The organism is Bacillus cereus group sp. BceL220 (assembly GCF_051776965.1).
Taxonomy (GTDB): Bacteria; Bacillota; Bacilli; order Bacillales; family Bacillaceae_G; genus Bacillus_A; species Bacillus_A cereus.
The window spans coordinates 781,339-800,841 of sequence record NZ_JBPWBC010000002.1; the positions used below are offsets into that span (position 1 = coordinate 781,339).

Genomic DNA, 19,503 nt, shown 5'->3' on the forward strand with positions numbered 1-19,503 from the left:
AATCTCTTTTTTGTTTCAATTACTTCCACCAAATCCAAGTCCAAAGGTAATTTCGTACATTTCGAGGAGTAATGCGAATGAAGCGTTCACCGTCAAAGAAGCAATTTAAATTTGGAAGTGTTTCATCTGGATTTTCTGGAACAAAAGTGACGATGTTTTCGTTACTTGTAACGGTTACTGTAATTGGTGGGTCGGTAGGCGAGACTTGAAGTTGTAACGAAATATTGGCCGTATTTTTAAATTCATTATTAACAGGTGGACTTATTACTTGTACTGTGAATAATACGATAATTGTTTCGTTTGGTTCCAAATTAGTGGCAACTAGGAAACCGATATTCGGATTCGCTAGTGGAGAGCGTTCACCGTTAATAAAGACAGTGCCGTTTATAAATTGTAAACCTGCTGGAATGGTATCTTGTAAAGAAATATTTGAGAGTGAAATTTTGGAAGTATTTGTAATGCGTACCGTGTAATCAAAATATTGATTTAAATAAGCTGAGCTGACGGAAGCATTTTTCGTGACTGTTACAGTTATAAATTGAATTGGTATACGAACGATATTTGAATTAACAATGAAAGTAATAATTGGATCCTGTGGTGTCAATTGAAAGGCAGCGGTAACTGTTGCAGAATTTATAATTGTACTGTTTGAAGGAATAGAAGTTACGAGAACTTGAAATGTTATAGTTGCTACTGAATCTGCAGGTAAAGAGCCGATATTAATACCAGTGTCTGGACGAACATTTGGAACGGGAGTACCGTTAATTGTTACGCTGTTTTCTATAAATGTTGTACCAGCTGGAATTGTGTCTATAACAGAAGTACTGATTGTCGGAATTGGGGAGTGATTAAATACCGCTAATGTGAATGTAATGATATCTCCTATAACGACAATAGATTTGTCAGCTGTTTTTTTAATGTCAACCATCGGATCAACGACTGTCGTTGTAACGGTATTTGTTTGCTTTGTAACTGTATTTATTTGCTTTGTAATCGTAATAGGTGGTTGGATTGGACCGACAATAGGCGTATAGGAAATAGTAGCATCGTTATTGATTGTAGATTGAAGAGTAGAAGAAGAAATTGTCACTTGGAATGTAATAATAACAGATTCATTTGGAGCAAGATTTCCTAACGTAATACCATTTTCCGGATTCGCATTAGGTTGATTGATTCCATTAATCGTAACACTACCAATAACAAATGTCGTATCTGCTGGTGCTGTGTCTACTAAAAGAAGGTCTTCGATAATGATATTACCATTATTAGTAATCGTGATGGTATACGTTAAAGTTTGACCGGGTAAGGCACTTGTGAAATCAACAGCTTTTATCGCAATGACATTATCATTTTGGACAGTAGTTGTGACGGTGTTTGTTGTAGTCGTATTTGTAACAGGTACGTTATTTGGGTTGACTATATAGTTAAAAGTAGTAATTGCGTTGTTGTTTAGTTCATTTGGTGTTGGAATAGAAGTCACAGTTACTTGGAATGAAACGATAGCGTCTCCACCTACAATTATAGTACCAATTGGTATGCCGCTTACTGGATTCACTCCTGGAAGAGTTTCTCCGTTTACAATGACGCTATTTTCTATAAACGTAGTACCTTGAGGAATAATATCTTGAATGATTACATCATTTACTGCAACATTACCGGTTTGATTTAGTGTAATCGTATACGTTAACGTATCACCAACCGTTGCAAATGCAAGGTCAACAGCTTTATTACTATTCAAATTTGCGTGATTAATTTCTGTTGCGGCAGCTGATGAAATAATAGTTTCGGTAATAGGTGGTCGATCTGGTACCGTGTATTCATATTCAATTGTACTCGTGTTAGTGATTGGATTTGTTTGTGGAATCGAAGTAACCCGTACTTGGAATAGAATGGTTGCTGTCGTATTAGGTGGAATGGTATCAATTTGTATACCGTTAAGAGGGTTGTCATTTGGCCGAGCGTTGCCGTTCACGATAACACTATTCTCTATAAAGCTCGTATTTGCCGGGATAATATCTGTAACAATAATGTTTTCGACTTGTATATTTCCGTTATTTATGATGGAAATTGTATAAGGGATGATAGTTTGTAAGTCAGCATATTGGATAGGTGTTGTTTTTGTCGCAATTACATTAGCGGAAATAACTTCAGTGAAGGTAATATTGCTAGTCGATATTTGTTCTTCCACGTTTATTGTATAACGAGAAGTTGATTGATTTTGAACATGACCGCTAGCAGGAAGAGCTACGACGGTAACAGAAAATGTGACTGGGATAGAAATGTTAGGAGCAATCGTTCCCACAAGTATACCTACACTTGGGTTGGCGTTAAGCTGAGGAATGTTATTTACTAAAACGCTACCGCCAATAAAGGTTGTTCCATCAGGTATATTGTCTGTAAATACAACAGCAGTGGCATCCGTATTCCCTGTATTCGTTAAAGTTGTTGTATAAGTTAAAATGTCACCAATCGTTACAGAGGTTAAATCAACAGTTTTAAGTGAAACGATATCAGCATCATTAATTTGAACGAAAGTAGTATTGGAAGTAGTAGATTTTTGAATTGGTGCAAAGTCAGGATTGAAAATAAAGTCGTAGGCGATGTTTGCAGTATTAGGTGTTGGATTTACAGTAGGTAAATTCGTAACGGAAACTTGGAATGTTATTGTAGCCATTTGACCTGCTGCGACATTAGGAATGGAAAAGCCGATATTCGGATCTGCTGCAGGAAGTACAGTATTATTAACTATTACACTTCCTGGAATAAATACTGTTCCATCTGCTATAGTATCTGTAAAAAAGATGGAGTTAGTTGTAGCCGATCCATTATTTTGAATGAATACTGTATATTCAATGGTTTCATCAATAGTAGCTAATACAGTATTAGCAGATTTTGTAGCAATAAGAATAGCATCAATAAATTGTATGTTTGTAGCATTGGAAGAGGTCGTTTCTGAAATTGGTGGTGTGCTTGGGTCTGGTCGATACTCATAGTGAATGACGGCGATATTATTAATGTTATTTTGTGGCGGTATAGAAACTACGCTTACTTGGAACGTAACAATAATCGTATTATTTGGAAGAATTATATCAAGATTGATACCGGTAATTGGATTTTCGTTAGGTCTTGGTACGCCATCTACAAGAATGCTATTTGGAACGAATGTGGTGCCAGAAGCAATTGCGTCAAGTAGGAGAGTATTTGTAATAGGTATTGTACCGGCGTTTGTAACTGCGACTGTATATGTGATGATTTGACCGATACGTGTAATGGATCTGTTAGCGGATTTAATTGCACTAACATTTGCCGTTCGCACTTCAGTATTTACTGCATTTGATAACGATCTACGCTGAATAATTGGAGAACTAGGTTCAATTTGGTATTCGTACGAAGTGTCTGAAATATTAATGACTGTATTGCCCTCTGGTATATTTGTAAGTTGTACTTGGAATGAAATAGTGACTGTTTCATTTGGTTGTATCGTGCCGAGAGTTACTCCGTTTTCAGGATTCACGCCAGGCTGAATTACATTATTTATTGCTAAGCTATCTTCAATGAATATAATACCCTCTGGAATGTTATCAATGAACACGATATTGTTAGCCGGAACGGTTCCTATATTTTGTAGTGTATTTGTGTAGGTAATCATTTGCCCGATTGATACGAAATTTACATCCGCACTTTTAACAGAAATAATATTTGCATTTTGAAGTGATGTTGTAACAATGTTAGAATTTGCAGAGCGATTTACTGGTGGGGCTGTAGGAATACTTACATATTGGTAAGTTGCTAAAGATTGATTTACAATTTCAGTTTCATTCGGTGGATTATTTGTTTGCACTTGAAATAGTATCGTTTTGGAACTGTTTGCTGGAATTGTTCCAATCGGTATACCGTTTTCAGGATTTACATCTGGCTGAAGGACACCGTTAATTGTGACACTATCGGGAACGAATGTAGTCCCAGCTGGGATAGAATCTGTGAAATTAATATTTATTGCGTCAACATTACCGATATTTTTCACTTCAGAAATATAAAGTATAGTTCCACCGATATCTACAGTTGTTGGATTGGATGTTTTTGTAATTGTCAATTGTGCTTGCACGAAATTTGTAATGACGATATTACTAGTAGATGTTTCAGTAATAGGTGGTTGCCCTGGGTCTGGTTGGATTGTATATGTTGTATTGGATTGATTTGTAATCGATTCTTGCGAGAATGAATCGTTAATAAGAATTTGGAACGAAATAAGGTGAGTAGCGTTTGCTGCTAAGGTAGGTAAAGTAACACCTACATTTGGATTGGCATCAAGTATAGTTGTTCCGTTAAGTGTAAAACTATTTTCTACGAATGTAGTATCTTGGGGGATCGTATCTGAAAATATGAGATTCGTAGCTGGAATATTTCCGGTATTTTCTAGTGTTATTGTGTAAGTCAAAATATCACCTGTTGTTGCTTGCGGTGCATTGACTGCTTTTAAAGAAAGGATAGTCGCATCCGAAATTTGTGTGAAAGCAGGATTAGACGTAATTGTTCGAGAGACGATAGGAGCAGTTGGATCGGTGATAAAAGTATAGTCAATACGGGCTGTATTAGAAATTGGATTGACGTTTGGAATGAATTGAACGATAACTTGGAATGTTACAGTGACGTTTTCTGACGGTGCGATGGAGTTTAATGGTATCCCTACGTTAGGATCAGCATCTGGAACGGAAACGCTATTAATAGTTACGCTATTCGGAATAAAGGTAGTTCCTTCTGGGACCAAATCTGTTAAAGTAACTGTATTTGCAGTAGTATTTCCGTTATTTTGAACGACTACTGTGTAAGTGATTGTACCGTCAGTAGATTGTACGAGAGAATCTGTACTTTTAATTACGGATAACGATGCATCAACAACAGCTGTATTAACCGTATTAGACGAGGATGTTGCTGTAACAGGAGGTTGACTTGGATCGACAATATACGTGTAACTTGTAAGTGCTTGATTTATAATTGCTCCTTGTGGTGGAATAGAACTTGCAAGAAATTGGAACGTAATAGTAGCGGAATCACCTGGTGCGATAATACCAACGGGAATACCGAGAGTTGGACTTGCATCTGGAAGTGAAATCCCGTTGAGCGTAACACTATTTGGAACAAATAATGCTCCTTCAGGAACTCCGTTAATGAGTAATACAGAGTTTGCAGGGAAGTTTCCAGTATTCGTTAATGTTGCTGTATACGTAATTACATCCCCGATAGACACAATTGAACGATTTGCTTGTAAAACAGTTGTAACAGTCGCGTTATTAATTTGTGTTGAAGCGCTATTAGAATTTATCGTGCCTGTAACAGGAGGAGAGGCCGGATCAACGATGAATGTGTATTGAATAGATGCTACGTTTGTAATCGGATTTGAAGGTGGAGTTGATGTAACTATGACTTGGAAAGTAACGGTTAAGGAACTATCCGAGCTAATTGTTCCGATATTCACTCCGTTATTTGGATTTGCACCTGGAATGGTACTTCCATTTACAGCAAAACTATTTTCAACAAAGGTTGTTCCTGCTGGAACTGGGTCTGAGAAATTTACATTCGTAGCGTTTGTATTGCCGCTATTTTGAATCAAAACTGTATAAGTGATCGTATCTCCAATATTTGCAAAGGCTGTATTAGCAGTTTTTACAGCTGAAAGTATTGCTGTATTAATAGAAGTAACGAAGACATTCGTTTCCACATTGCCAGGCTGAGCCAGTAATGCATTGCCTACGTTATATTGGAAGTTAACAAATCCTAAGTTTTGGAGTTCAGGTGTGAACGTTGTTGGATTACTTACGATTTGTACTTGGAATATGATTGTAACAGTTTGATTTGGATTGATTGTATTTATGCCAACACCGTTAATAATCGAAGCGGATGGTAATGGAGTGCCATCAACAATAACTGATCCTGCAACAAATTGTGTCCACGATGGTAAAGGGTCTGAGAATATAGCGTTGTTAGCAGGAATATTGCCTGTGTTCGTAATAGTCGTTGCATACGTAATCGTATCACCAATCGTTGCAAAAGTTTTATCTCCTATTTTAATAGTATTTAAAATAGCACTTTCAATTTTTGTTGTAACGTTGTTAGAAATAATATTTTTTGAAACTGGAGGATTAGCTGGATTAACGATATGTTGAAAGCTAACGCTAGCTTGATTAGTAATTGGATTTATAGGCGGAATTTCATTGGCGATAATGTTAAATGCTACGATGACAGATTCGTTTGGCGCGATATCACCGATTGGAACGCCTGTAATGATATCTGCATTTGGGATGCTAGTTCCGTTCAGTGTAAAGCTATTCGGTTCAAAGGAAGTTCCGTCTGGAATAAGGTCGGTAAAAATAACATTCGTTGCACTCACATTTCCGCTATTTGTAATTGTAACGTTGTAGGTAATATCCTGCCCGATATCTACCGTAGATACATTTGAATTTTTTTGTGCAGTAAGGATAGCGCTATTAATTTGTGTTGTCGTTGTATTAGATTGATTGGAAGTTGTAATAAGTGGCTGGCTAGGATCAACGACATAATGATATGTGGTAGAAGCAGAGTTAGAAATGGGATTAAGTGTTGGAAGTGTAATAACAGTTGCTTGGAATGTAACGATTGCCGTATTACCACCATTAATGGAACCAATATTTACACCAGTTGATAAATCGGCGTTTGGAATGGTTTGCCCATTAGCTGTGAAACTATTTGGAACGAAACTTAAATTGCTATCAAGAATATCGATAATAGTTACATCAGTTGCGGTCACATTTCCGGTATTAGGAAGGTTAAGTGTAAATGTTATTGTATTACCAACATCCGCAAAAGTAAGGTTTGCTGTTTTGGTACTAATAATAGTTGCGTTGTTTATTTGAAGGAGTGTAGTGTTGGAAGTAGTTGCACTTGAAACGGGAGGATTAACAGGATCAACAGTAAATTCATACGTCGTTGATGCTGTGTTTGGTGCTGGGTTATTAGGGGGAATATTGTTTACTGTAACTTGAAAGACGATACTATATATTTCATTTGGTGGAAGTGTTGCAAGTAATACACCTGTATTTGGATCCGCGTTAGGTTGTAAAACGCCATCGACAGTTAATGTGTTAGGAACAAATGTGAGTCCACTTGGTAATGTATCTGTGAATACAATATTAGTTGCATCGGTATTGCCTACATTGGTAATAGAAGTAGTATAAAAAGCAGTTTGCCCGATATCTGCAAAGGATACACTTTCATTTTTCGTCATAGACAATATTGCTTCGTTAATTTGGGTTGAAACAGGATTACTAATTGAAGTTTCTGCATCAGGTGGTGAGACTAATTGATACGATGTTGATGAGACATTTACAATTGGGTTTTGGTTTGGTAATGATGTTACAGTAACTTGGAACGAAACTGTTACTGTAGTCCCGGCTGTTATTGTCCCAATATTCACACCGTTCGATGGATCCGCCCCACTTTGAGGAACTCCATTAATAGAAAATGTGTTTGCAATAAATGTAGTGACGCTTGGCACTGTATCTGTAAATATAACATTTTGTGCAGATGAGTTTCCATTGTTTGTTAAAACGACAGTATAAGTGAGTGTGTCTCCAATACGACTAAAGGATTTATCGACTTGTTTTAATGAAAGAATGTTAGCTGTATTAATCGTAGTAAACACTGTGTTTGAAGTAACGTTTCTTGAAACAATCGGTGCATTTGGATCAGCGATAAATGTGTAAGAAGCAGTAGCGGAATTGGCTACAGGATTTTGGTTTGGTGTAGAAGTAGCAGTAACTTGGAATGCGATAGATATTGAGTTGTTAGGAGCAATTGATCCGATTGTTATACCTGTATTAGGATCGAGTCCGATGTGTGTACTGCCATTGATTGTGACACTATTCGGAATGAAAGTTGTGCCGTCTGGAATAAGATCAGTGAAAGTAATATTCGTTGCATTTGTATTGCCATTATTCGTTAAAATGGTTGTATAGGTAATATTATCACCTAGTGTAACAATTGTTTGATCGACCGATTTTACCATCGTTATCATAGCATCTAGTACCGGGTTTGTAACGATATTCGTTGAAGTAGAAGTTGTAATAGGAGCGGCACTTGGATCAACAGTATAAGAGTATAAAATTGTATCGTTATCCATAATTGAACTTGAAGGAGGCACAGAAATAACATTTACTTGGAAAGTAACGGTTACTGTTTTACCAGGAGCGATATTTGGTATAGTTACTCCGAGCGCTGGCCGTGCACCAAATTGCGGTATACCATTGATTGTGAAAGAATTTGGTATAAATGTAGTGTTAGCTGGAATAGCGCTTGTGAATGTAATATTCGTTGCTGTTGTATTTCCTGTATTTGTAATAGTAGATGTATACGTAATCGTATCGCCAACAGAAATAATGGATTTATCAGCATTTTTTGTGGTAGTTAATATTGCGCTATTTATTGTCGTAGTAACGGTATTCGATGAAGCAGTTTGAGTTATAACTGGTTGATTTGGATCGACAATATGCTGAAATTGTACAGAACTAAAATTAGAAATTGGGTTTATACTTGGAATGTTTGTAACAAGTACATTGAGAGTAATAATGGCCGTTCCACTCGGATTTATATTTCCAATCTGAATCCCGTTAGTTGGATTTCCGATTTGCTGTGTACCAGAATCGTTTGTAAGAGTGCCAGATATGAATGTTGTTCCATCAGGTAAAGTATCCGTAAAAATTATATTTTGTGAAGTGACATTTCCAGGGTTACTTAATGTAATCGTATAAGAAATTGTATCGCCAATTGTAGCGAAAGTTTTATCTACAGATTTGATTGCCACGATTTCCCCAGAGTTTATTTGTGTCGAAACCGGATTGGACGTCGTACTTCTTGAAACGAGTGGCAAGTTTGGGCCTGTCATAAATTGATAATTAATGGAAGCACCGTTTACAACCGGTGAGTTTGGTCCGCCTGGTCCAATTGTGAAAATTGGATTTGGAATGCTAACTACTTGCACACGGAAGGTAACATTTATAAAATCTCCTGCAATAATATCTCCAATTGGTATCCCGTTCGCTGGATTTACTCCAGGTAATAAAACTCCGCCTACTCGAACGCTATCTTCTATAAATACTGCGTTATTTGGAATCGGATCTGTAAAAATGATATTCGTAGCAGTTGTGTTTCCTACATTTTCTAATAAAACTGTATACGTTAAAAATGAATTTCCAGGTGCTATGTCAGAAAATAGCCGATTCACACTTTTCGTTGCTTGAATAATCGCTTCGTTAATTTGAACTAAAGTTGGATTACTTGTAGCTGTTTCTGTCACCGGCGGCTGGGTAGGATCAACAATGATCGAGTATGTCGTGCTAGACTGGTTCAAAGTTGGATTTGTAACTGGTATTGAGCCAACGATAGCTTGAAAGCTAATTGTTGTCGTTCCTCCAACTGGAATTGAGTCTAAAGAAATCCCGCTATCTGGTCTAAATCCAAGTTGTGGGATGGTATTAATTTGTACGCTATCAGGAACGAATGAAAGTTCAGGTGGTAATATATCGATAAAAACAGGTGTGTTTGCGGTAGTATTTCCGCTATTGGTGAGGGTAGTTGTATACGTAATTGTATCTCCAACAGCAGCAAAAGCACTGCTTGCAGTTTTTGTTGCGATAACAGAAGCAGTATTTACTTGTGTAAAGGTTTTATTAGATTGAACTGTTCGTGAAACTGGCGGTTCATTTATATCTACAATAAAGCTATATTGAAGCGATGATTTATTCGGGATTGGATTAGGGTTTGGAAGTGTTGTAATGTTTACTTGAAAACTGAGTGTAGCAGATGCATTTGAATTCAAGTTACCAATATTGATACCGTTTTGTGGATTTGCATTCGGAACGGTTACACCATTTATCTTAAAGCTATTTGGGATAAAGGTAGTACCGTTTGGAATTGTATCAGTAAAAATAATGTTGTTCGCAATAGTATTTCCGTTGTTTGTAACAGCTGAAGTGAATGTAATTGTATCACCAATTGTAGCGAAAGTTGTACTAGCGCTTTTATTTATTACTAAAGTAGCGTCAATAATTGGTGTAACTGTTGTATTTGTTACGGTGCTACCAACAGCAGGAGATTGGTTTGGATTTACGGTATATTCATAATTTACAAGAGCATTATTTGTTAATGTGCCACTAGGTGGTATCGCTAAAATTTGTGCTTGAAAAGTAATGAATACAGTATCTCCTGGCGAAATATCTGCCAAGTGAACACCAAGTGATGGATCTAATCCTGGTTGTGGAACATTATTGATAGTTACGGAGTTCTGGATAAATGAAGCTCCTGCGCCAAGCCCATCTGTTAAAACAGTTGCACTAGCAGGGATATTACCCGTATTTGTTACTGCAATCGTATAGGTAACAATATCACCAATTGCAGCTGTCGGTGTATTCACAGACTTAGTAGCGACAATAGTAGCGTTATTAATTTGAGTTGTTATTACGTTACTTAACGTATTGGCGGATGCTGGAGGTAAGTTAGGATCTACGACATACTGGTACGTTGTATTACTTTGGTTCGGGATTGGATTTGGATTTGGGATAGAATTTACTTGTACTTGGAATGAGATGATTGTATTTGCATTCGGATTTATTGGGTCGATTGCAATTCCGCTTGCTGGATTGACATTAGGCAGTGTATTCCCATTTACAGTAACACTATTAGGAATAAACGATGTCCCGTTTGGAATTACATCTGTAAATATTACATTTGATGCAAGTGTGTTCCCATTATTCGTTAAAGTAGTCGTGTACGTAATAATATCATTTACGTTAGCAAACTGTTTATCTGCAGATTTAGTAGCGGCAATTGAGGCGTTATTAATAGTTGTCTGTACAGTGTTAGAAGCAACCATCTGCATCACAGCAGGTTTGGATGGATCATACGTATATTGGAATGTTGTGCCTGATTGATTTGTAATTGGGTTTACAGCAGGGATAGTTGGTACAAAAACTTGAAATGCAACGGTGCGTGATGAATTCGCTCCTATCGTACCAATTGAAATGCCGGTGGCAGGATTTGCGTTAGCTACAGGGACATTATTAATCGTTACAGTATTAGGAATGAAGAGGGTACCCGCTGGAATGATATCTGTAAACGTTACATTAGCAGCAGGGATATTCCCGTTATTTGTTAAAATAGTTGCATATAGTATGACATCACCAACATCAGCGAAGTTTGTGCTTGTGAGTTTTGTAGCAACGATATTAGCAGTATTAATTTGTGTAGTTACTATATTGCTAGCAGCGTTTCTAACGAGAGCAGGTAAGTTTGGATCAGCGATAAAGCTATATTGAAGTGAAGCGCTGTTTTGAATTGGGTTTGGTGAAGGTAGCTCATTTGCACTTATTTGAAAAACAATCGTTGTAAAACCACCTGAAGGAATGGAGCCGACTTGAAGACCGGTACTAGGGTCTTCACCTTGTTGTAAAGTACCACCTATAAAAATACTATTTGGTACGATAGTGGAGCCATTAGGGATTATATCGGTAACAATAACATTATTTGCTGTAGCATTGCCAAGATTAGCTAAAGAAATTGTATATGTGATTGGTTGCCCGACGTCGGTGATAGTTAAATCTACTTCTTTGACAATAACAACATTTGCTAAATTAATTTGTGTACTTACAGTGTTACTTACAGATGTTTCTATAGTTGGTGGATCGCCCGGATTTAGAATAAAGCTATACTGTGTACTAGATGAATTTAATGTTGGATTTTGTGTTGGTAAAGAGGTGACGGTTACTTGATAAGAGACGGTAAGTGAACCGTTAGCAGCAATGGAAGGTAGTGGAACACCTATATTTGGATCTGCGTTATTTTGGAGTACACCATTAATAAGAAAAGTGTTTGGAATAAAGGTAGTACCGTCTGGATTCGTATCTACGAAAGTAGGACTATCAGCAGAAACACTTCCTGCATTCGTCAAAGTAACAGTATAAGTTAATGTATCCCCTACGGTAGCGAACGCTCGATCCACTGTTTTGGCTGAAATGACATTTGCATCGTTTACTTGAGTAAATGTAGTGGTTGAAGTAGTGTTCTTACTTACAGGTGAAGTGTTTGGATCAACGATAAAGTTATAGGAGATGGAAGCGCTATTTGAAATAGGGTTTGGATTTGGAATGCTAGTTATTACTACTTGGAATGAAGCTGTAATTGTAGTATTAGCATTGATGCTACCAATATTGATGCTAGCTGGTGTAACGCCTGGCTGAGTAACACTGTTAACTATAACGCTGTTTGGGACAAAGGCGGTTCCATTCGCAATTGAATCAGATAGTAATACATTGTTCGCTGCAACATTTCCATCGTTAGTAAGAGCAAAGGTGTAAGTTAATACATCGCCAACTTCCGCAAACGTTTTATCTACAGATTTATTAACGTGGAGATTTGCTAGTCTAATTGTTGATGTAACAGAATTAGAATTTGCTGTTTTTGAAGTCGGTGGCAAACTTGGATTTACAGTGTAAATATAAGAGGCGAAAGCATTATTAATAATAGGGTTTTGGGCAGTAATGTTAATGACTGTTACTTGAAAGGATAAGGTAAAAGTAGCTCCACCAGTAATTGTGCCGATAGGTAAAGCAACGAGAGAATCTACATTCTGCAAAACTCCGTTTAGTGTTACAGTACCAAGAGTCAATATCGTTCCGTTTGGAAGTGGATCTGTTAGTTGAACGTTATTAGCGGCTGCATTTCCACTGTTTGTAATAAGGATTGTATAACTTATCGTTTCGCCAATTGTGGCAAATTGTTTGTTAGTTGATTTTGTTAATGTTACATTCGCATTGTTAATTTGAGTGGAAACGAGATTAGAAGAAATGTTTTTTGTAACGGGAGATTGGCTAGGGTTGATGGTATATTGATAAGAAGCGCTTGATCCGTTAGATACGACATTTGACGCGGGTATTGTATTTACAACTACTTGAAATACAACATTTTTTGTTGTGCCGCTTGGGATGGATCCAATGTTCACGCCGGTAGCGGGATTTGCGCCCACTTGTGTCGTGCCATCTATTGTTAAACTGTTTAGAACAAAAGTTGTTCCAGTAGGAATGATATCTGTAAAAACAACATTGTTCGCATTTGTATTACCTGTATCTGTAAAGGAAACGGTGTACGTTAGTGTATCACCAATATCTGCAAAATTTTTATCTACTGCTTTTGCCATAGTTACAGTAGCGTTATTCACTTGAGTAGATACGATATTGGTCGTATCAGTTCCGCTTACTGCAGGTTGATTTGGTACAGGAATGTATTGATATGTTGTTGTACCACTATTTAATATTGGATTTGTTTGGGGGATAGAAGGAACGAATACTTGAAATGAAATAGTAGTAGTAGAATTTGCGGCAATTGATCCAATTGATATACCATTAGCGGGATTTGCTCCTGCTTGAGTCACTCCGTTCACAGTTACACTCCCTGGAATGAAAGTAGTCCCGCTAGGAATCGGATCCGTATATATAACATTTGTTGCAGCAATATTTCCTATATTAGCTAGGGCAATACTGTAAGTTAATGTTTCACCAATATCTGTGAAAAGTTTGTTAACTGATTTTGTTCCATTAATATCTGCGAGGTTAATTTGTGTTCCAGCAGAGTTGCTTGTTGCAAGACCGTTAAAGGTTGTTCCTCCAGCGATCGGTGTATATTGAAATGTAATATTAGCAGTGTTAGAGATAGGATTTTGACTTGGAAGAGAAACGACAGTAGCTTGGAAAGTTACTGTGCGAGAAGTACCATTATTAATTGTTCCAAGAGATATACCAGCTGCAGGATTTGCATTTGTTTGTGGTACGTTATCTACTGTTACAGTGCCGGGTATAAAAGAAGTACCGTTAGGGAGGCTATCTATAAAAATAGCGTTATTGGCAGGAAGAAGCCCGGTGTTAGGGATAGTAACTGTATAAGTGAGAATATCTCCAATTGCAGCAACACTTTTATTTACGCTTTTCGTTGCTTGTATATTTGGGGAGTTTATATTAATTTGTAAGCCGACTGTATTTAACATATATGCATCTCCGTTAGTAGTTAAACGGATTGCGGCGGATACTTGTGAGTTTGTTAAATAAGGAGAAATATCAATAGAAGTAATATCCCAGCCCTGTCTTCCTGCGGAGATGTTTGTACTTGTAGAAGCACTTTGATTTCGCGTTCCAAATGTCCCTGTTGTATCTAAGTTTCCTGCAGCATTATTAACTTGAGAACCAAAGAAATTATTTATAGCATTGTTTGGTCCAGATAAAGCATTTAATGAACTGAAATTTGGTCCAAATAAAGCTTGATCCCCGGTTAAATCTGCATCTCCTTCGGTAGAACTTAAAAATAATCTCCCGCTTACTGGTCCTCCTGAAGGTGTTAAAAATCCAGAAACAGATACATCGGCACTACCAGTTTCTGCAGAAACACGGTTACCAGCTACATAAATGGTTAAGTTTCTTGCTGGCAATGTCCCGTTTTGATAAGCGACGATAAGCGTCCATCCAGCCGAATTAATTGTTCCATTAGAAGCATCTATAGGATCTACAAGTCCAGGAACCGCTCCTGTAGTATAGGAACCAGCACCTCCCGCTTGAATAAGAGTTGTTACGTCTGCTGAACGAGTGTAAAAGCCAAATGTAATAGAGTTTGAAACGAAAGTTTGATTTGAAGCCGTAACAGCTGAAGGAGTAATCGAGTATGTTGAAACAGGTGTTGTAAAAGAAACTGGGTTCCCTAATACACTCGTAATGTTTTGATCACGAGATAAATAGTTTCCCCCCCAAACGAGTTCTGCGTAAAGAATAGTACTACCAGCAGGGATATTTAAAATAGCGGTAGAACTATTTTGTGCATAGTTTAATGTTGTACCAGCAGGAAAAGTAGGTACTTGTAAAGCAGTATTCGTAGTTGCGAATGCACCAATTGCCCCGATTGTACCAGCACGGTTTTGATTGCTGATTTTACTTAAGCCTAAAGTATTACCTGTAATAGCGAGTGCGCCGTTAGTGGTGGTAGAAAATCGATTCGTAATGGGCATGTTGTCACCTCATTTACAATATAGTCTTGGTCAAAATAACATATGTGTGTGACAAATAAAGGGAAACATGTACAAGTTGATTTAGTAATAATGATTTAAATGTCTAGATAAGGGGATGGAGTATGAGTGAATTAGAAATTAGGTTGGAGCGTCTTAGGGAAGAACAAATAGGCGATATTGTATCATTATCTTCTTATATTGGTTGGGATTATAACAGGGAAGAAGTTGAAACAATTTTTAACTCAGGTATTGTATACGGCGTATGGAATGAGAGAAAGGAACTTATTGCTAGCGCAGCAATAATATTATACGGGGAGGCGTTGGCATCTATCGGAATGGTAATTGTACATCCAGACTATAAGGGAAGAGGAATAGGAAGGGTGATAACGAATTCATGCATGAATAGCGTATCAGCTCAAACTCCAATTATGCTTATTGCTACGGATGAAGGGAAGCCCTTATATGAAAAATTAGGATTTAGGGTAGTAAGCTATGTTTCTAAATATATTTGTAACTCGTACAATGCCAATCATAAATGTGCAGAAAATGAAGAATATATGATGGTTTATAGAGAGAGTGATTTAGAAGGAATAATAAAAATAGATGAAGGCGCATTTGGGACAAGCCGAAACGGGTTTTTAAAACAAAGAATTATGCAAAGTGAGCGGTGTGTCGTTGTAAAGGATACGAAAGAAGATGTAGTAGGATACGGTATAAGTATACAAACGTCGGAAAATAAAATAATAGGACCAGTCGTTGCTAAAAATAATGCGATGGCAATGAGAATAGTACATGATTTAGCAAGAGGGCATAATGGAAAATTAAGAATGGATGTACCAGAAGGAAAAAACGGTTTCATGAAAGAATTAGAGATTGCTGGTTTTAAAAAGGTGAATACACCGCCAATTATGATGAAAAATAGTAATCGGTTATTAAAAAGAAATGGTGAACTATATAGTATTGCAGCACAAATTTTTGGATAAAAAAAGAATCCTTTTAAATGAAGGATTCTTTTTTTATCCCGCTATTTGCCGGGCAGTAAGACTCCCACCCAAAAAATTCAGCGGAAGCAAAGAAGTTAGGTGGGGGATCAACAAACCACCACTGATTAAAGTTTCACTTTATCCAATTTAATCACGATATTGGTCATGAGTTGGCTGAAAGAGGTCTTCCTCGATATCTCTCACCATAGAAAAATTATCAACGTTATAATGACCGTGTAAAGTTTTATTGTGATGACCAATAATTTGTTCTGCAGACAATACGTTAGAATCAGTTGTTGAATGCCCGTTTTTAATTAATGTAACGTCAAATCCTTGTACAGTTGCTGTCCTAACCGCAGTGTCAATGCAATGTTCGGTTTTACATCCGCCTATAACAATATGATTAATGTTTTCTTCTTTTAAAAGTTCAAGTAAAGAAGTGCCGTAGAATGAATTGGTTGCTGCTTTATTAATAAGGATTGCAGACTGGGGTACTTGAATTTGATTATGTACTTCAAATCCTTCGCCACTACCAGAAGCAACATCGATATCTCTTACGAAAACAATAAGAGCATTTGAATCTATTGCTTTCTGCAGTGCTATATTTAGTGTAGATAATAGCTCGGTTTTACGAAAAACTGCATTTTCTTGCTCATTTCCATCAATTAATTCTTGTTGAGCGTCGATAATTAATAGTGCTTGTTTCATCGTGTCTCCCCTTTAATATGAAATAAGTTCCACTTTACATATTCCTTCAGATTGTTAGAAAATCCTCCATTGTAAGCGAAGTAGAAGATTGATTTACAAAGTTGTCAAAGAAATTTCATTCTCATAGCGTGTAAAAACATGTATGATAGGAGATGGAGAATTTTTGAGTAGGTGGGAATAACATGCAAACAGTAGAAGATTATCTTTCATTCTTACATACGAAAGGATTTAAATTATCAGAGGAAGCGCAAGGGTTTATTATGTTCGGACAAGGATATACTGGTGCGTCTGATGGGATTGTGAACGTAGCAATAGAAGCGACAATTAAACATCAATTGCAGTTTGATGGTAGTTATTTCGTTGCGTTATTAGAACGATTGAAAGAAGAAGAAATTACAGATAAAAAAAGCGCTAAGGCTTTTATGCGGAAGTTACAAGCGTAACTTCACGCAGCCTGCGCTTCTTTTTTTGTTTTGGAAGGTAATTCAACAAAAATCATGCCTAGGAAAATACATAGACATCCGATAATAGCAGAAATAGAAAGTTGTTCATTTGCAACGAGAACGCCTGTTAAGGCAGCAAAAACGGGCTCCATTGCGAAAATAATTGCTACTCTCGTTGGAGAAGTGTGTTTTTGTGCCGAGGTTTGAATGAAAAAAGCAATAGATGTTGCAAACAGGGCAGTTAGAAAGAGTGCGAATAAAAAGGATTGATTCGTCCATAGTGATACTGAAAATAACTTTTCCCAATCTTCAAACAAGAAAGCGCAAATAGAAGAAAATATACCAACAGCTAATACTTGAGATGTGCTTAATAATAAAGGTGATATTTTTTTAGAAAAGAAGCCGTTAATAAGAATATGGGCAGCGAAAGCGACTGCACAACCGAGAACAAGTATATCTCCTATATTTAATTGGAAAGAATCAGCAGCTGTTAATAAGTACAAACCTGTTGTAGCTACAGCAATACCAAGTACGATGAAAATGGTAGCTTTTTGTTTTAAAAAGATAAATGATAAGATTGGGACCATAACAATGCTTAGCCCAGTTAAGAAACCTGCTTTTGAAGATGTTGTATAGAGTAAGCCAAATGTTTGCAATAAATAACCGACAAATAAGAAAAACCCAACGATTATCCCTGCCGTGCAACTATGTTTTATATCTTGTTTTGAAGTTTTTTGTGAGAAAATAATTTGAACGAATAATAAAATAATTCCAGCGAATAAAAAGCGAATACCATTAAACGTAAATGGACCAACGAAAGACATAGCGTTTTGAACGACAACAAACGTAGCTCCCCAAATAAAAGAGACAAATAATAAAGCAAGAGGAGCAATCCACTCTTTTTTCACACTCATACCCCCGTTAATTTTGTAAGATAGCTTTTCTAGCTAATTCATCAGCTACTTTATTTTGACTACTTGGAATCCACTTAATAAAAAAGAGATCGAAGTTTTTTATGTACTGCAGCGCTTCATCTAAAAGAGGTGCAAATATTTTATTTTTTGCGTATTCCTTTTCAACAGCCCGTTCGACAAGCTGGGAATCTGTACGAAAAGAGACAGTGCTATAATTATGCTCGATGCAATATTTTAATGCTAGAAGTAAAGCGCGGTATTCTGCTTCATGATTGGACATTGTTCCAAGTGGTAATGATAATTGTACAGGTGGCTGAACGCCTTTAATAAACACTCCTGCACCAGAAGGACCAGGATTTCCTTTTGATGCACCATCAATATATACTTCAATCAAAATGAGAAACCTCCAAATTATAAGATTATCCCCTACTTAAATGCTTTTTGAAGTAGGGGATAGAGTAGTTATCCGATTGTGATGCTATAACGACATGTAAATGTTTCATTCGCTTGTAAAGATTGAATTCCCTTTTTGTCCTTGAAATCTTTTGCTGGATTTATTTCATCAGCGATTCCATACCAAGGTTCAATACATAAGAAAGGTGCGTTATCCCCTGGTGTCCATACGCCGACAAATGGGAAGCCATCAAATTCTACTTTTACAAATTTATTATGTTTATGAGAACGAATCGAAATTTCATTCGTATTCATATTTTCAAAAATAAGCGCATCATTTTTGAATAAATCATATGTAAGTGGCAATTCAGTTGTATTTTCAGCGATTAATTGCTTTTTGTTTGAAAGATAAGGTCCTTCTAATACGCTTGTTTCTAAGCGTTCCGAACCATTAAACGATAAATGATAATCTGTAAATGATTCACCGTCCAATAAAGGGAAGTTGAAGCCAGGATGTGCTCCGATTGAGAAGAATATCTCTTTAGAAGTAGGATTGTTTACTTCATATGTTATATGAACGCTTTGTCCATCTAGCTCATAAGAAACGAGTAATTCGAATTCGTATGGGTATTTTTTTAATGTTTCTTCATTACTAGTAACGATATAAGTGATTTTTGTTTCGCTTTGTTCTTTCACAGAGAAAGTAAGATCACGAGCGAAACCGTGTTGTGTTAATGAATATGGTTTACCGTCTACGTAGTATGTATTATCTACTAATCGGCCGACAATTGGGAACAAAATTGGTGCACGGCGTCCCCAATAAGTAGAATCACCTTGCCATAAATATTCTGTGTTGTCTTCTTTTAAGCGAACGCTCTGTAATTCTGCACCTTTGTCAGAAATGGAAACGATTACTTTTTCATTTTGAATTGTTGCTGTCATGAAGTGAAACCTCCTAAATCTTTCATATGTTTCATTATACGTTGTCT

7 protein-coding genes are annotated in these 19,503 nt (G+C 36.8%); 2 read left to right on the plus strand and 5 right to left on the minus strand.

What is annotated here, in order from left to right:
* Positions 1 to 19: 19 nt before the first annotated feature.
* Positions 20 to 15,073, minus strand: a complete 15,054-nt coding sequence (locus ACS2FK_RS08995) for a DUF7507 domain-containing protein (RefSeq protein ID WP_063546952.1) — start codon at positions 15,071 to 15,073, stop codon at positions 20 to 22.
* Between the two features lie 122 nt (positions 15,074 to 15,195).
* Between ACS2FK_RS08995 and ACS2FK_RS09000 the strand changes: the two genes are divergently transcribed.
* Positions 15,196 to 16,056, plus strand: a complete 861-nt coding sequence (locus ACS2FK_RS09000; protein ID WP_063546953.1) for a GNAT family N-acetyltransferase — start codon at positions 15,196 to 15,198, stop codon at positions 16,054 to 16,056.
* A gap of 147 nt (positions 16,057 to 16,203) precedes the next feature.
* Here ACS2FK_RS09000 and ACS2FK_RS09005 read toward each other — a convergent pair whose 3' ends face one another.
* On the minus strand, positions 16,204 to 16,764 hold the full coding sequence (locus tag ACS2FK_RS09005; RefSeq protein WP_000806310.1) for a cysteine hydrolase family protein: 561 nt from the start codon (positions 16,762 to 16,764) through the stop codon (positions 16,204 to 16,206).
* A 182-nt stretch (positions 16,765 to 16,946) separates the two neighbouring features.
* Here ACS2FK_RS09005 and ACS2FK_RS09010 point away from each other — a divergent pair, with 182 nt between their 5' ends.
* A complete protein-coding gene (locus ACS2FK_RS09010; protein WP_001195213.1) occupies positions 16,947 to 17,207 on the plus strand; it encodes a DUF6123 family protein in 261 nt (86 codons plus the stop codon).
* A gap of 2 nt (positions 17,208 to 17,209) precedes the next feature.
* On the opposite strand, the gene ACS2FK_RS09015 is transcribed toward ACS2FK_RS09010, so the two are convergent.
* From ACS2FK_RS09015 to ACS2FK_RS09025, 3 genes are all read right to left on the minus strand, one after another.
* Complete coding sequence (locus ACS2FK_RS09015) at positions 17,210 to 18,115, minus strand: DMT family transporter (protein ID WP_063546954.1); 906 nt, start codon at positions 18,113 to 18,115, stop codon at positions 17,210 to 17,212.
* 13 nt (positions 18,116 to 18,128) lie between these two features.
* On the minus strand, positions 18,129 to 18,515 hold the full coding sequence (locus tag ACS2FK_RS09020; protein ID WP_000573877.1) for a reverse transcriptase-like protein: 387 nt from the start codon (positions 18,513 to 18,515) through the stop codon (positions 18,129 to 18,131).
* Positions 18,516 to 18,583: 68 nt separating this feature from the next.
* Positions 18,584 to 19,456 carry an aldose 1-epimerase family protein gene (locus ACS2FK_RS09025; protein WP_063546955.1) on the minus strand — a complete coding sequence of 291 codons (873 nt, stop codon included), beginning with the start codon at positions 19,454 to 19,456 and terminating at the stop codon, positions 18,584 to 18,586.
* Between the last annotated feature and the right edge of the window lie 47 nt (positions 19,457 to 19,503).

Coding starts and splice junctions, on each gene's coding strand:
- ACS2FK_RS08995 (WP_063546952.1), bottom strand. CDS start 15,073: ATGCCCATTACGAATCGATTTTCTACCACCACTAACGGCGCACTCGCT.
- ACS2FK_RS09000 (WP_063546953.1), top strand. CDS start 15,196: ATGAGTGAATTAGAAATTAGGTTGGAGCGTCTTAGGGAAGAACAAATA.
- ACS2FK_RS09005 (WP_000806310.1), bottom strand. CDS start 16,764: ATGAAACAAGCACTATTAATTATCGACGCTCAACAAGAATTAATTGAT.
- ACS2FK_RS09010 (WP_001195213.1), top strand. CDS start 16,947: ATGCAAACAGTAGAAGATTATCTTTCATTCTTACATACGAAAGGATTT.
- ACS2FK_RS09025 (WP_063546955.1), bottom strand. CDS start 19,456: ATGACAGCAACAATTCAAAATGAAAAAGTAATCGTTTCCATTTCTGAC.